This is a genomic window from Aeribacillus sp. FSL M8-0254 (genome assembly GCF_038008845.1).
Taxonomy (GTDB): Bacteria; Bacillota; Bacilli; order Bacillales; family Aeribacillaceae; genus Aeribacillus; species Aeribacillus composti.
Genome location: NZ_JBBOZY010000001.1, coordinates 2,136,707 through 2,151,750 on the forward strand (window position 1 = coordinate 2,136,707; position 15,044 = coordinate 2,151,750).

Here is a 15,044-nt window from a genome sequence, read left to right on the forward strand (position 1 = left end):
GTGAGAAATGGCTGGATAGCAAAAGATTGTAATTGCTGGACAAAAACAAATCGCGTTCAACAAAGCTGAACATTTCTGACCATTGAAAGTCGTGTAACTTAACATTCTCTTGACCATTCTTGTCAAACCGTGATACGCTCGACTTACAAATTATTTTAAAAATTCTAAAAATAATGTTACAAAGGGGTGAACATGATGCACATGGCGGATGCCTTGATTTCACCAGCTGTTGGTGGAACCATGCTGGCAACTACTGCTGGAGTTGCATCTTATTCAATCAAAAAACTCCAGAATGAGCTGGATGAAAAGAAAATTCCTTTAATGGGAGTGATGGGAGCATTTGTTTTTGCAGCACAAATGATTAATTTTTCAATACCAGGCACTGGTTCAAGCGGACACCTCGGAGGAGGAATGCTGCTGGCAATATTATTAGGTCCTTATGCGGGATTTTTAACGATGGCTTCGATTTTGTTGATACAGGCATTGTTCTTTGGTGACGGCGGATTGCTTGCTTATGGCTGCAACGTATTTAACCTTGGTTTTTATACGTGCTTTATAGCGTATCCATTCATATATAAGTGGATTACACGTAAAGGGGTTACTTCCAAAAGGATTTTTGCTGGTTCGATGGCTTCAGCGCTGGTTGCTCTCCAATTGGGTGCTTTTAGCGTTGTCCTTGAGACTCTTTTATCGAGAAAAACCGAATTGCCTTTTGAGAAATTCGTATTGTTAATGCAGCCGATACACCTTGCGATCGGGATAGTTGAAGGTCTGGTAACCGCAGCAATCATTACCTTCGTATGGAGGGCTAGACCTGATATTTTGGAAAAAGCAGCAAACGAGGAAGCCTTTGGCAATATATCTATGAAGAAAGTATTGACAGCCCTTTCAATCGCTGTAGTTGTGGTTGGCGGTTTGTTTTCTTGGTTTGCATCCGCTAATCCTGACGGACTGGAATGGTCTATCGAAAAAACAGCAGGTACGGCAGAATTGGAAGCTCCTGACGGCATTCATGAAACACTCTCTGAAATTCAAAGCAAAACAGCATTATTGCCTGATTATGATTTTAAAGCAAGTGAAAATGAAAAAACAGCTGGACAAGCTGAAAATGCGTGGCCTGCTGTTAATGCTGGGACAAGCGTTTCGGGTATAGTAGGAGGAGCATTGACTCTTGCATTAGCCGTATTTACAGGGTGGGGCATCATGTTGATTAAAAGGAAAAAAATAAAAACGACCGCTTGATCATTTTTATGGTGGGGCCCTCCCTTTAGTTTATCAAAATATATAATAGGAATGGATGAAAATGTCAAACATGATAAATTCGCTGTCTAATATGAGGCTTCTGGATGATCTGGCGCGAAAAGAGACCTTTATACACAGAATTCATCCACTAATAAAGCTGTTAACCACAGTCTTCTATTTGACTGTGGTTGTATCATTTGAAAGGTATGAAATAATTGGTCTTTTGCCTTTTATTTTTTATCCTATACTACTTTTTGCTTTTGCAGAGCTACCAGTTGCGCCAATTTTAAAAATGATATTGCTTATTGAACCTTTCATTATCGGAATCGGAATATTAAATCCATTGTTTGATCAATCTAAAGTGCTGTTTGGTGGAATTGCCATTTCAAAAGGTTGGGTTACTTTTTTATCCATTTTAATAAAATGCAGTTTAACAGTGACAGCCAGCATTTTACTCATTGCAACCACAGGGATGGATCGGTTTGCCGCAGCTTTGCGGATGCTCAAAATCCCTAAGATTTTTGTCTTACAGCTTCTATTAACATATCGATATATATCGGTGCTGATCGAAGAGGTTTCTAGGATGATAAGGGCGTATTCACTTAGGGCGCCAGGACAAAAGGGATTAAAGTGGAGCGCTTGGGGCTCTTTTGCCGGACAAATATTGCTCAGGACTTTTGAAAGAGCAGAGCGGGTATATCAAGCAATGAATTTAAGAGGCTTTACAGGAGAGTATTATACAGGAGATATTGCAAAACTAAGCTTTAAAGACCTTGCCTATTTTGCCGGATGGAGTCTATTTTTTATTATTGCAAGAATTTACAACATACCTATATTGATAGGGTCATTGTTTACAGGAGTGATTTGATAGGATGAGTCATCATAAAATTGAAGTGAGGAATCTGCATTTTTCGTATCCGGATGGACATGAAGCAATTAAAAATATGTCTTTTTCCATTTATCATGGTGAATCAGTCGGAATCATTGGTGCAAATGGTGCTGGGAAGTCTACGCTGCTAATGCTGTTGATGGGAGTTTATTTTCCGGATGGCGGAGAAGTGCTGGTAGGAGATGTGCGTGTAACCAAAAAGACATTACCGATGATTCGCCAAAGATTGGGAATGGTTTTTCAGAACCCTGACGACCAATTGTTCATGACTACTGTTTATGAAGACGTTGCCTTTGGACCACGAAATTATAAGCTGGAAGAGGAAGACGTGGAGAGACGGGTGATGCAGGCACTGGAGAAAGTTGGAATACCTCATTTGAGAGACCGAGCCCCCTATAAACTATCAGGAGGAGAAAAACGATCTGCCGCAATTGCATCCGTTTTATCCATGCAACCTGATGTATTGATCATGGATGAGCCAACTTCTGGCCTGGACCCAAAATCAAGACGGAAAGTAATTGATTTGTTAAAAAGCTTTGAACATACAAAAATAATTACCAGCCACGATTTGGACATGGTACTTGAAACCTGTAAAAGGATTATTGTGATAAAAAAAGGAGAAATAGCTGCAGATGGAACCGCAGTGGACATTTTATCCAATGAAGATCTGCTGAATAGCTGTGGCTTGGAATTACCTCTTTCACTTCAAAATTGTCCTGTTTGCGGAACTTCAAAAGGTAAATTCGGATATATCCATGAGAAAATTGTAGTCGACAAAGAAGCCAAAAAAGAATTGAGATTGACCAGAGAATGAGATTGCTTTTGAAATTTGAAGAAGCTCAAATAAATTCAACTATTTCGAAGCAGTTGACCTTATGAATAAGCACTGCCTAATCTGACGAGAACGATCAAAATATTCTCTCGTTTATTTTGATGTTCCATGCACCCCCGCCCCGACATCACTTTCACAAAAAACATCGGCTGGCTCATTGATGTTCCGAACTTAACTTATATCCGTTTCCCCGATTATAAAAATGATGAAGCACGACCGCATAGGCCGTGCTTTTTTGGTTAAAATTTTTCCTCATAGACCCCCATGCCGTTTGATAACGGCACCAGCAGATGATGAAAATAATAACACATTTATCGTATAATGGAGACACGGCTGGATAAGAAAGGTCGTCTTACCTTGGTGCCTTAAGCCCGTCTTATAGACAGACCTCGACGACCCGGTGTACCACTGATTGTTGCTCCCTTTCGGGAAGCACGCGGGATAGAATAGTCTTTGATGGTCGTCGCACCAGCCTTCTATCATTAAGCCACAAGGAGTGTTGAAGAATGGATATGGATGTTGTCTTCTCTCGTGTCTGTGGCCTTGATGTTCACAAAAAGAACGTTGTCTGTTGTATTATCACTCCGGATCATAAAGAGATCCAAACGTTTTCCACCATGACCGATGATTTACTCACCATGATCGACTGGATCAATTCCCATCGTTGTACCCATGCCGCTATGGAAAGCACCGGCTCCTATTGGAAACCTATCTATAACTTACTGGAAAGTGAAAACATTCAACCCATCGTCGTTAATGCCAAACATATCAAAAACGTTCCCGGTCGCAAAACCGATGTCAAGGATGCGGAATGGATTGCCACCCTCTTACGACATGGACTTCTCCAAGGGAGCTATATTCCTAATCGAGAACAACGGGAACTACGCGAACTCGTGCGCTATCGTCGTAGCTTAATTGATGAGCGGGCAAGAGAGATTCAGCGCATTCAAAAAGTCCTCGAAGGAGCAAACATCAAGCTTGCATCCGTCGCTTCCGACGTATTGGGCAAGTCTGGTCGCGCCATGCTTGAAGCTATTATTCAAGGCGAAACGGACCCTCATATTCTTTCAGAATTGGCTCAACGTCGACTGAAAAACAAAAAGGAACTCCTAAAAAAAGCATTGAAAGGCTTAATCGGACACCATCAACGCTTGATGCTTAAAACCCAGCTACAACACATTGACCACCTCGACCAACTCATTAAAGAACTCGATGAAGAAATCAAACAGCGGATGCTCCCTTTTGAACAAGACCTGGAGCGGTTGGACACCATCCCCGGCGTCGGACGCAGAGGCGCTGAACAAATTTTAGCTGAAATCGGAACCGATATGAATCAATTTCCTACCTCTGCTCATCTGTGTTCTTGGGCCGGCATCGCTCCAGGGAATAACGAAAGCACCGGCAAACGAAAATCTGGGAAAACGAAAAAGGGCAAGAACAAAATCGCTAACGCGACTTTAAGCACGTCCCAAGTGAGTATTAATCACTTGGGACATTCCTCGCTCTGCGCATTGTGCCATTACAAAAAGGACATACTACTTCCACTTCTTCATTATCATTTAAATCATAATGAAATTCTTCAAACACATATTCAGGAACTTCATCTTCTTTTCCACAATCCAAACATTTAAAAATTATTATTTTTATATCTTCATCTAATCCAAATGGATCTTCTTCTAACCACTTTAGAAAATCTTTACTCAGATCATCCTGTTCTTTGTTTTTGGCCAAGATTATACCTCCTGATATTTTTAATACACTCCATGTCCTCCATATAATGATAAAGGAAGCCGTAATCCGCATGCCATATTTCAACTAAATCCATCTCACGATGGCAATGTGGACATATAAAAGGATCTTTATCAAATGATTCAATCATTCGTTGTCTATAGGTTTTCTTTTTCTTTTTTGTTTCGAGTAATAGCGAAAGTTGTCTGGTTCTCATAAATGAATAAAGACTTAAAACCTGATTTGCTTTTTTATATGATCTTCTACTGTACAAACCAAAACGACCAACCATTCGAAAATGCTTGGGTGAGATGTGTTGTAATAGATTAAATAAAAATTTATATACAGGTTGTGTTTCATCAACTCTTTTTCCTGTTTGATGGTCTTCGTACCAAAAGTGAACTGTCTTACCATCGTATTTTACAATGCGATACTCTGCTATAGCTGGTCTCGCTAGGTATCTTCCTATGTATTTCGCTGCTCCTTTGGCATCTCTCATTCTCTGTTCTGCATTCACATAAAACCCTTTTTGATAACGTTGGTATAGATCAATAATGAGGTTTATAACGGACTGATTATTAGGAAACCAAGATTTTAATAAATCTAAAACAACCTTTTGCCAGGACTTTCTCAAATATTCGTATGGAATAAACTCAGTGGGAACCCACTCATTACGGTTATCAATTGCACCTTCAGTTACTAGGGCATGTATATGTGGATTAAATTTTAGATCCCGTCCAAAAGTATGTATCACCGTAATAATGCCAACCTGTAAATCTCGTTTTTTACTTTTACGTTGAAAGTAAAATTGGAAAACTTCAGCCACTTTCTTAGCTAGTTCATTTAACTTTTTACGGTCTTTAAAAAAGACATTTCTCAATTCCTTCGGTATTGTAAACACCATATGGCGATGAGGGACGTTAAAGATCATTTCCTGTTGCTTATCTGACCAATCATCTGTATATTTCTTACCACACTTATGGCAAAAACGACTTTTACAAGTAAAACAAACAAAAACAGGTCTTGGTCCACCTTCACAACCAAGACATTCATAGCGGGCATACCCCAAATCCCGAGTGCCGCATCTTATTGCTTTCTCAACTGTTTCTTTTATGTCTTCACGGTATGACTCCGGAAAAAGATCTGAGTGCATCTTCCAATAACCATCAAAATGATCTTTTAATATACGTTTGATAATTCCGCTGTTAGCCTGACTCATATGACATCTCCATTAATATATATATACGAACATTTTACAGAACAGTTATCCACACGTCTAGAATTTTATAATTTCCTAAACGATAAAAAATTGCGTTCCGCTTTAGTTGAAGCAGCGCGAAGTGCCGCTCGGACGAAAAACACTTATCTTTCCAGTCTGTATCGGCGCATTGCCGCTAGACGTGGAGCCAACCGCGCCGCTGTTGCCGTCGCTCATCGCATTCTCGTGATCATTTATCACCTCTTAAAACGCAAACAAACTTATAATGAACTGGGACCTCATTACTACGAAGAACGCAAACATCATCATGTAGCAAGACAAGCCATTAAGAAGTTAGAAACCTTAGGTTATACGGTCACGGTGGAAAAACAAGATCAAACGGCATAACCTCTATTTTCCACTATATACCAATAACTAGTGGAACACATCCCCCCATCCTTTTTTTGCGTTTTTCCCCCTTTAAATTTTCGGGATAGTTAAGATAAAAACCCAAAAAATCACTGTTATATAAGTATTTAGTTTAAAATGATTTATGAGTTATTTATATTTTAGCGAAAGAGTTACATTTTATCAATCCTTTGATTTGCGTGGGCTCATTGGAGATTAGAAAGAGTCGTCGATCCCCCAGGATTTTTGCATGATTGGGGGTCGACGACTCTTTTTTATTTCCGTTTAAAACAGATTTCAAAGTTTGCCTGCCGACAATGAAATCCATGTTGTATCAACCATTTTACCTGACCCATCTGTTTTAATAAAGTAAACATCCGGCTCATTCCCTTCTCATTCAATTGAAGAAAGAGTGAGACCATATTTTTAACGTTTCATTCAGGAAAATTGGTTTAGGTCTATTCGATCGGTTCCTACGATCTAACATAAGAACATGATCTGAAAAATGATTGGTGATTTTTTCTGTTTGAGGTGTTTCTCTTTGTACTCCATCGGGCTTAAATACCCAAGTGTTCCATGGATTCTAATATATTAAACCAATGAACATAATCATCTAATTTCAGTTTCAATCGGTCTAAATTTCCGAAATATTTTTAACAAATTCTGTTTTGATAATTTTAAAGGTTGCTTCAGCTACTGCGTTGTCATAGGGACAACCCTTCATGCTTAACGACCGATTAATCTAAAAAGTATCTAGAGCTTCATCAATTGTCTTGTTCTTGAATTCATTGCCTCTGTCTGTGTGGAATAATTGAATTTGCCGTAAATCTGCTTTCACGGTCGATCAAGATTCGATGCGTAAATATGAAGAATACACCTCATCAATTATGGAGTAATTTTTTTCAATTTTTGTGGGTGCTTTTTATTGAAAGTTAGATTTATTGTTTTCACCCACAAATATAAAACCCCTCCAACGCTTGAGCGTCAAGGGGTTTCGAGATTAATATTGAGTGATGTATTGTTCGCGCTCCCATGGGTGCACTTGAGTTCTAAACATATCCCATTCGATCTCTTTTGCTTCGACGAAATGTTCGAATAAATGGGATCCTAAAGCACTGACAATGACTTCGTTTTGTTTTAAGTTTTCAAGTGCTTCATATAATGTTGCTGGAAGGTCGACAATGCCGTTTTCGATGCGTTCTTCTTTTGTCATCACATAAATGTTGCGATCTACTGGTTTTGGCGGAGTTAATTTGTTTTTAATGCCATCGAGACCAGCTTTCAAGAGTACAGCCATGGCAAGGTATGGGTTTGCAGATGGGTCAACGCTGCGCACTTCAATACGAGTGCTCATGCCGCGAGATGCAGGAATCCGGATTAACGGGCTTCTGTTGCGGCCGGACCATGCAACATAGCAAGGAGCTTCGTAGCCAGGTACTAAACGTTTGTAAGAGTTGACAGTTGGGTTTGTCACAGCTGTAAAGCTTGTTGCATGTTTGATGACACCTGCAATGAATTGTAAAGCTGTTTCGCTTAATCCATCTTCTGTATTTGGATCGTAGAATGCATTTTCACCATTGCGGAATAAAGAAAGGTTGCAGTGCATACCTGAACCGTTGACGCCGAACAATGGTTTTGGCATGAATGTTGCGTGCAAGCCGTGTTTACGGGCAATGGTTTTCACAACAAGCTTAAATGTTTGAATGTCATCACAAGCTTTGATGGCATCTGCATATTTAAAGTCAATTTCATGCTGACCAGGTGCTACTTCGTGGTGGGAAGCTTCGATTTCAAATCCCATTTCCTCAAGTTCCAACACAATGTCGCGGCGGCAGTTCTCGCCTAAATCAGTCGGCGCAAGATCAAAATATCCGCCATTATCATTCAATTCTAATGTTGGTTCACCCTTTTCATCCAGTTTGAATAAGAAAAATTCCGGCTCAGGACCTAAATTAAATGCTGTAAATCCGAGCTCTTCCATTTCCTTCAGCACTCGTTTTAAGTTGTTGCGCGGATCTCCTTCAAAAGGCGTTCCATCAGGATTGTAAATATCGCAAATTATGCGGGCAACTTTCCCTTTTTCCGCTGTCCATGGGAAAATGACAAACGTATCTAAATCAGGATACAGATACATATCAGATTCCTCAATGCGGACAAATCCTTCAATAGATGATCCGTCAAACATTATTTTGTTATCCAACGCTTTTTCTAATTGGGAAACAGGGATTTCAACGTTTTTAATCGTTCCCAAAATGTCAGTGAACTGCAGGCGGATAAATTTTACGTTTTCTTCTTGGACTAAACGAATAATATCTTCTTTTGTGTACTTTGGCATATTATTTCTCCTCTCATATATAAAAAATAAATTTATATAGCGATATTATCAATGAAAGAACCGTGAAAGGTCTCCTTGTCTTAACGTTGCACGGTTCATTCTTCCAGCATGGAGAAGTTCTTCCTTTAATAGTTTGCGAAGTTCGGCATCAGATAAATCTGATTTTTCTTTTGCCAATGAGGATCTTTCGAAAGTTTGTCTTTCTTGTTCGTATTCTTTATACGCAAATATTTGCTTAATACCTGCCATATTGACACCCTGCTCAATCAACGATTTAATTTCAAGCAATCTATCGACATCATTGAAGGAAAATAACCGGCGATTGCCTTCCGTTCTCGCAGGGGAAATAAGACCATGTTCTTCATAATATCTTATTTGTCTGGCAGATAGTTCCGTCAGTTGTTTTACGATGCTGATTGGAAACAACGGCATGGAACGGCGATCTTGATCATTCATGCTCTTTTAGCCCCTCCTTCCTTTTGCTTACCTACATTATAGATGAATGTAAGATATCATGTCAATATAATGTCATAAAATTTAACATGGTTTTTTTATACAAGGAAAACTTTATCGTTTGACAGTCCATTTAACGAATCGGGAATTGGCAAATATGATCGGAACTTCCCTTGAAACCGTAAGCAGAACGCTGAACCAGATGAAATGTTTTTTTATAGTTCGACTAATCGTTTTTCAATTAATTCATTGACGGCATGGAAAATAGCGATTTTGACATGTTCAAACGTCAAGCCTCCCTGCACATATGCCACATATGGAGGACGAATCGGTCCATCCGCTGAAAGCTCGATGCTGGAGCCTTGGACAAAAGTCCCGGCCGCCATGATGACTTGATCGCTATAACCCGGCATTTCATTTGGAACCGGTGTTACATGCGAGTTTATGGGCGATGCAGATTGAATCGCTTGGCAAAACGCAATCATCATATCTGCATTATCAAACTGAACGGACTGAACTAGATCTGATCTTTTCTCATTCCAGCTAGGATTGACTCGCAACCCGATTTCTTCCAGCATTGCAGCGGTAAAAATCGCTCCTTTTAGCGCTTGTCCAACAACATGCGGAGCGAGAAAAATACCTTGAAACATCTCATGAAGACTGTAAAGCATTGCACCGGCTTCCCTTCCGATACCTGGCGAAGTGAGCCGGTACGCGCAAGCTTCCACGAGCTCTTCTTTTCCAACGATGTATCCTCCCGTTTTCACAATCCCTCCTCCAGGATTTTTGATAAGAGAGCCTGCAATAAGATCAGCTCCTGCATGTCCCGGCTCCTGATCTTCGGTAAACTCACCGTAGCAATTATCGACAAAAACAACAATTTTTTCATTGATTGATTTGATGAAAGAAACCATTTCCTTAATTTCCTGAATGGAAAATGACGGTCTGACATCATATCCTCTAGAACGCTGAATTCCGATCATTTTTGTTTTATCACTGATTGCCGCTTTTACTCGGTCAAAATCAACTCGTCCTTCAGGAGTCAGATCAATTGTTTGATAAAAAATGCCAAATTCTTTTAAAGAGCCTGCCCCCTTTCCGCGGATACCGACAATTTCTTCAAGCGTATCATACGGCTTTCCGGTAATATAGATGAGTTCATCGCCGGGCCTTAATACGCCGAAGAGAGCCGTTGAAATGGCGTGTGTACCAGAAATGATTTGCGGCCGGACAAGTCCTTTTTCACATCCAAAAATATCAGCATAAACATCTTCCAACGTATCCCTGCCGATATCATCATATCCGTATCCTGTTGAGGGAATAAAGTGGGAATCGCTCACCCGATGCTTTTGAAAGCTTCTGAGCACGCGAAGCTGATTTACTTCCACTACTTTGTCAATTTCTTCGTGAAATGGTTTTATTTTTTTTTCTACTTTTTGAGCTATCTCCATAATTTTTTTTCCATGTGTAAAATATTGAAACATCTGTAAAACCCTTTCTACTTATTCTTCATAATTTGATCATATACTGGATGGTCGCGAAACACTAGACCAGAAACGATATAGTGCTGATTTTGTTCGTCAAATTGCAAGGTTGAAACGAGCGTATTTGCTTTTAACAACGATAGACGTTTCCCATCACCTGTTGGAACGGAGACAACGTAAGGATGCATTTTTTTCTTTAATTTTTCTTCAATAGCTGCTTTTAACCGTTCTATATCTTCGTCACAAAAAGCAGAAATGACAATATAGTCTTCCTTTAAAGAAGGAAAGAAATGCTCTAGTTGTTGATCTTTTTTATTGTACACTGTTAAAACAGGCAATCCGTCCGTTCCTAATTCTTTTAATAATTCATTCACAGTGTTTTCATGCTGAATATAGTCAGGATGAGAGCTGTCGACGATATGTAAAAGCAAATCTGCTTCCTTTATTTCTTCTAACGTAGAACGAAAAGCAGCGATAAGGCTTGTTGGCAGCTGCTGGATAAAGCCGACAGTATCAGTCATGAGCACCTTCATGCCGGATGGGAGAAACATTTTCCTTGTCATAGGATCCAATGTGGCAAACACCATATCCTCCTGAAATGAATCAGCAGCTGTCAGCTTATTGAACAGCGTTGACTTTCCTGCGTTGGTATAGCCAACAAGAGCGATTTGAGTTTGATGATTTCTCTTTCTTTGCGAACGATAACGCTCGCGATGGGAAACAATATGGGACAGCTGTTGTTTTATATCGTGAATGCGATTTCGGATGTGCCTTTGATCCGTTTCAAGCTTCGTTTCTCCCGGACCTCTTGTCCCGATTCCTCCTCCTTGCCGAGATAGATTCAATCCATGTCCCGAAAGTCTCGGAAGCAAATATTCAAGCTGTGCCAGTTCAACTTGAAGTTTCCCTTCTCTTGACTTCGCCCTTTTTGAAAAAATGTCCAAAATTAGCTGAGTCCGATCGATCACTTTTACCTCTAACAGACGAGCTAAATTTCGCAGCTGGCTGGGCGACAGCTCATTATTGAAAATAACGGTATTTGCCTCTGTCGTTTCGATAAGCTGTTTAATCTCATCAACTTTTCCTTTTCCAATATATGTAGATGGTTCGGCCCTCAGTCGATTTTGTATGCAAACAGCTGCGACTTGGCCGCCCGCAGCAGCCGTGAGCGATTTCAGCTCTTCCATTAAATAAAAAAACTGTTCTTCATCGGTTTCCATGAACTTGACGCCAACGAGAATCACCTGTTCTTTCTCTTCCACTCGTCTTCTTCCTCCAATTATGCTGCAAATTTATAAGCTATGCGTTATGAATTAAACCTTCGATAAACGGATCAATGGTAAGGTTATCAAATTTAAATCATCTTTAGTGCACTTTAAGACAAAAGAAACGTATTGAATTCAAAAGTAAGATGATCAAACTCAATTCATCTTCAGCACATTTCAAAACAAAACGTACTGAGTTCAAAATCAACTTCAGCACACTTCAAGACTAGAAGCGTTTCTAAGTTCAAAATTAGGATACAAACTCCAATCATTCTTTGGCGCACTTCAACATTAGAAACGTTTCTAAGTTCAAAATTAGGACTCAACTAAATCTTCAGTATGCTTTAAAAACAGAAACGTATTGAGTCAAAATAAAGATTATCAAACTTAAATCATCAACGCACTTCAACACTAGAAAAACTTATTGAGTCAACGTTAAGAGTATCAAATTCTAATCGTTTCAGCCAATTAAAATGGCTGCCATCATTCTTTTCTAAACTATGTGAGAAAAATAAACGAATTTGTGTAAATTATGTGCAGCAATGAAACAGGAGCTTTCTTCAAAGCCCATTTAAATAAAGATTTATCAATCAATTTTTTTCAATAATCAAGTAAAGCAGCCTAGGGGCTGCTTATACGTTTAATATTAAATCTTCTTCTTTTACAAGAAGCAAATCTTCCTTGCCAAACTTATCAGAAAGCAGGAGCCTCATTGCCTGTGCCCGTATAGATTTTTCAATAATGTTGCGAACATATCTTCCATTTGAAAAGTTCGTTGGGTGAGTCGCATATTTCACTTTTAGCAAATGCTCTTTCAATTTGCATTCAGCTCCATGGCTAAATCGATACTCTTTGTCCTTCATCATTAATTTTGCTATTTCCATCAGCTCATCGACTGAATAGTCCGGGAAATCAACTACGATCGGAAAACGGGATTCGAGTCCGGGATTTAAAGATAAAAAACGATCCATTTCCCTTGGATATCCGGCTAAAATTAACACAAAATCATGCTGTCTGTCTTCCATATGTTTGACAAGGGTGTCAATTGCTTCTTTTCCGAAATCTTTTTCTCCTCCGCGGGCTAAACTGTATGCTTCATCAATAAAAAGAATTCCGCCAAGTGACTTTTTGATCAAATCGCGCGTTTTTTGTGCTGTATGGCCGATATATTCACCTACTAAATCAGCCCGCTCCGCTTCAATTAAGTGCCCTTTCGATAAAACATTCATTTGGAAAAAAAGCTTTCCGATCAATCGCGCGATCGTTGTTTTTCCCGTTCCGGGATTCCCTTTAAACAGCATATGAAGCGCTTGCCTTCCGGTTTTTAACCCCTGTTCTTCTCTTTTTTTATTCACAAAAATCCATGCATATATTTCCTTTAATAATCTTTTCACTTCTTCCATTCCAACTAATGCGCCCATCTCCTGTTCAATCTCTTTTAATACACTGTGTTCGACAGCCGCTTTGGAAATGGAAAGATCATATGTCGCGATTTTTTCCTTTTTACCTTCAAGTTCAGTTTTGCTTTGTCCTAAGACAATATTCATTTGGCCGTTATTTTTGAAGGTGACCGCTCGCTCCACAGGCTTCACCTCATTTTTATATTTATCTTCTAAATTACATCTACTTTGTTTAAAGGAACATGTCATGGAAAAAGGTTGTTATTATTAATATTTATGCTGAAAGCCAAGTAGTACAAACCTTCTTTTCATCTATGTCTTCATAAAAACTAAGCAGTATTTTTCTGAAGCCTGGGTGGCTTGCGGCCTGGACAAGTACAGATTCTAGGACAGGTCAGTTAAATATTATCGAAGGGTAAAAATAACGACCATTCAAATTATCTGCGTTTAGCCGATAATTAGGAAAACAAGGATTGCAGATAGAAAAATACCTGACATCTCGGAACCGCTGCCACGAAACCTTTCCTTCTCATGAAAAAACCGGAGATCATCTCCGGTTTTTTCGTCATGCTTCAATGTCAATTTGTACATTTCTTTGCGGTGCAAATGTTGAGATCGCATGCTTGTAAATGAGCTGCTGTTTGCCCTCTGATTCGATGAGGACCGTAAAATTATCAAATGCTTTTACTTGTCCTCTAATTTGGAAACCGTTTAATAAAAACACGGTCACGTAAGTGCCATCTTTTCGTAACTGATTTAACACTTGATCTTGAATGTTTATCGGTTGCTTCATCATTCGTCCTCCTCATATCCTCTATATTTTATTATTTCTTCTCAGAAAGAAGCTTTCCTGCTATATAATGAAAAATTTCACTAACTTTTTCTTCCATCGAGACAGGCGGAGTCATATCAAACCATTTGACATTCATTTTGTTTCGAAACCATGTTAGTTGCCTTTTCGCATATCTTCTTGTGTTTTTTTTCAATGTTTCAATTGCTTCTGCAAGAGAAGCCTTGCCATCAAAAAAATCGTATAATTCTTTATATCCAATCGCCTGCGCAGATTGTACACCGCGAACTCCAGAATCATACAGCGATTTTGCTTCTTCAATCAAACCTTCCTCAATCATTTCGTCAACTCTTTTATCAATGCGTTGATACAATACATCGCGGTCCATCGTAAGGCCGATAATGGCGGTATGATAGCGCTCATTTGCTTCATGCGTCTTTATATGCTCGCTCATTTTTTTTCCTGTTTTATAGAAAATTTCTAAAGCACGGATGACTCTCCTAGCATTGTTTGGATGAATTCGTTCTGCACTGTCAGGGTCGATTTCCTGTAAACGCTCGTGTAATGCTAAATTCCCATGCTCATGCAAAAAATTTTCCAGTTCTTTTCTTATTTCAGGGTCAGATTGAATATCGGAAAATTGGTAATCATCATATAGAACCGCTTGAATGTACAAGCCTGTTCCCCCAACAATCATCGGCATTTTTCCGCGCTTTGTTATCGAGGCAATTGCTTTTCTCGCAAGCTCTTGAAACTCGGCAACGGAGAATTCTTCCGAAGGATTCTTTAAGTCAATTAAATGATGGGGGATTCCTTCCATTTCATGCTCTTTTATCTTTGCAGTTCCGATATCCATTCCTTTATAAATCTGCATGGAATCTCCGCTGATAATTTCGCCGTTTAATTTTTTGGCTAATTCAATGCTTAGTTTCGTCTTTCCGACAGCTGTTGGGCCAATTAAAACAACAAGTCTATCCTTTTCTTCTTCCATATTGACCACACTTTCAAAAAATACTCACT

General features: G+C 39.3%; 11 protein-coding genes and 4 pseudogenes. 6 read left to right on the forward strand and 9 right to left on the reverse strand.

Going from position 1 to position 15,044, the window contains the following annotated elements; genetic code table 11:
- Positions 1 to 195 precede the first annotated feature (195 nt).
- The 4 genes and pseudogenes from NSQ44_RS10290 to NSQ44_RS10305 form a co-directional block, all read left to right on the forward strand.
- Complete coding sequence (locus NSQ44_RS10290; protein WP_340856998.1) at positions 196 to 1,242, forward strand: energy-coupling factor ABC transporter permease; 1,047 nt, start codon at positions 196 to 198, stop codon at positions 1,240 to 1,242.
- Positions 1,243 to 1,303: 61 nt separating this feature from the next.
- Complete coding sequence (gene cbiQ, locus NSQ44_RS10295; RefSeq protein WP_340856999.1) at positions 1,304 to 2,110, forward strand: cobalt ECF transporter T component CbiQ; 807 nt, start codon at positions 1,304 to 1,306, stop codon at positions 2,108 to 2,110.
- Between the two features lie 4 nt (positions 2,111 to 2,114).
- Entirely contained in the window at positions 2,115 to 2,945 is an 831-nt protein-coding gene (locus NSQ44_RS10300; protein ID WP_340857000.1) for an energy-coupling factor ABC transporter ATP-binding protein, read from the forward strand.
- 530 nt (positions 2,946 to 3,475) lie between these two features.
- Positions 3,476 to 4,441: pseudogene (locus NSQ44_RS10305) on the forward strand (IS110 family transposase); the annotation flags it as partial.
- A gap of 227 nt (positions 4,442 to 4,668) precedes the next feature.
- Here the strand turns inward: NSQ44_RS10305 and NSQ44_RS10310 are convergent.
- The gene (locus NSQ44_RS10310; protein ID WP_082059606.1) at positions 4,669 to 5,910 is read right to left on the reverse strand and encodes an IS91 family transposase; all 1,242 of its coding nucleotides are present in this window, start codon (positions 5,908 to 5,910) and stop codon (positions 4,669 to 4,671) included.
- An 81-nt stretch (positions 5,911 to 5,991) separates the two neighbouring features.
- On the opposite strand from NSQ44_RS10310, the pseudogene NSQ44_RS10315 reads away from it, so the two are divergent.
- Positions 5,992 to 6,297: pseudogene (locus NSQ44_RS10315) on the forward strand (IS110 family transposase); the annotation flags it as partial.
- A gap of 480 nt (positions 6,298 to 6,777) precedes the next feature.
- On the opposite strand, the pseudogene NSQ44_RS10320 reads toward NSQ44_RS10315, so the two are convergent.
- The 3 genes and pseudogenes from NSQ44_RS10320 to NSQ44_RS10330 all read right to left on the reverse strand — a co-directional run.
- Positions 6,778 to 7,135, reverse strand: a pseudogene (locus NSQ44_RS10320) (IS3 family transposase); the annotation flags it as partial.
- Positions 7,136 to 7,297: 162 nt separating this feature from the next.
- Positions 7,298 to 8,632: a type I glutamate--ammonia ligase gene (gene glnA, locus NSQ44_RS10325; RefSeq protein WP_094246001.1), complete on the reverse strand. Its 1,335-nt coding sequence runs from the start codon at positions 8,630 to 8,632 to the stop codon at positions 7,298 to 7,300.
- A gap of 48 nt (positions 8,633 to 8,680) precedes the next feature.
- The gene (locus tag NSQ44_RS10330) at positions 8,681 to 9,088 is read right to left on the reverse strand and encodes a MerR family transcriptional regulator (protein WP_094246002.1); all 408 of its coding nucleotides are present in this window, start codon (positions 9,086 to 9,088) and stop codon (positions 8,681 to 8,683) included.
- A gap of 100 nt (positions 9,089 to 9,188) precedes the next feature.
- Here NSQ44_RS10330 and NSQ44_RS10335 point away from each other — a divergent pair.
- Positions 9,189 to 9,293, forward strand: a pseudogene (locus NSQ44_RS10335) (helix-turn-helix domain-containing protein); the annotation flags it as partial.
- Between the two features lie 7 nt (positions 9,294 to 9,300).
- On the opposite strand, the gene NSQ44_RS10340 reads toward NSQ44_RS10335, so the two are convergent.
- The 5 genes from NSQ44_RS10340 to miaA all read right to left on the reverse strand — a co-directional run bounded on the left by NSQ44_RS10340 (position 9,301) and on the right by miaA (position 15,015).
- Positions 9,301 to 10,569 carry a methionine gamma-lyase family protein gene (locus tag NSQ44_RS10340; protein ID WP_340857001.1) on the reverse strand — a complete coding sequence of 423 codons (1,269 nt, stop codon included), beginning with the start codon at positions 10,567 to 10,569 and terminating at the stop codon, positions 9,301 to 9,303.
- 14 nt (positions 10,570 to 10,583) lie between these two features.
- Positions 10,584 to 11,831, reverse strand: coding sequence for a GTPase HflX (hflX, locus tag NSQ44_RS10345; RefSeq protein WP_340857002.1), 1,248 nt, complete (start codon positions 11,829 to 11,831; stop codon positions 10,584 to 10,586).
- Positions 11,832 to 12,466: 635 nt separating this feature from the next.
- Positions 12,467 to 13,381, reverse strand: a complete 915-nt coding sequence (gene spoVK, locus NSQ44_RS10350; RefSeq protein ID WP_232515765.1) for a stage V sporulation protein K — start codon at positions 13,379 to 13,381, stop codon at positions 12,467 to 12,469.
- A gap of 418 nt (positions 13,382 to 13,799) precedes the next feature.
- The gene (gene hfq / locus NSQ44_RS10355) at positions 13,800 to 14,027 is read right to left on the reverse strand and encodes an RNA chaperone Hfq (protein WP_066246428.1); all 228 of its coding nucleotides are present in this window, start codon (positions 14,025 to 14,027) and stop codon (positions 13,800 to 13,802) included.
- A gap of 31 nt (positions 14,028 to 14,058) precedes the next feature.
- Positions 14,059 to 15,015, reverse strand: a complete 957-nt coding sequence (gene miaA, locus NSQ44_RS10360; protein WP_339192922.1) for a tRNA (adenosine(37)-N6)-dimethylallyltransferase MiaA — start codon at positions 15,013 to 15,015, stop codon at positions 14,059 to 14,061.
- Positions 15,016 to 15,044: the final 29 nt, after the last annotated feature.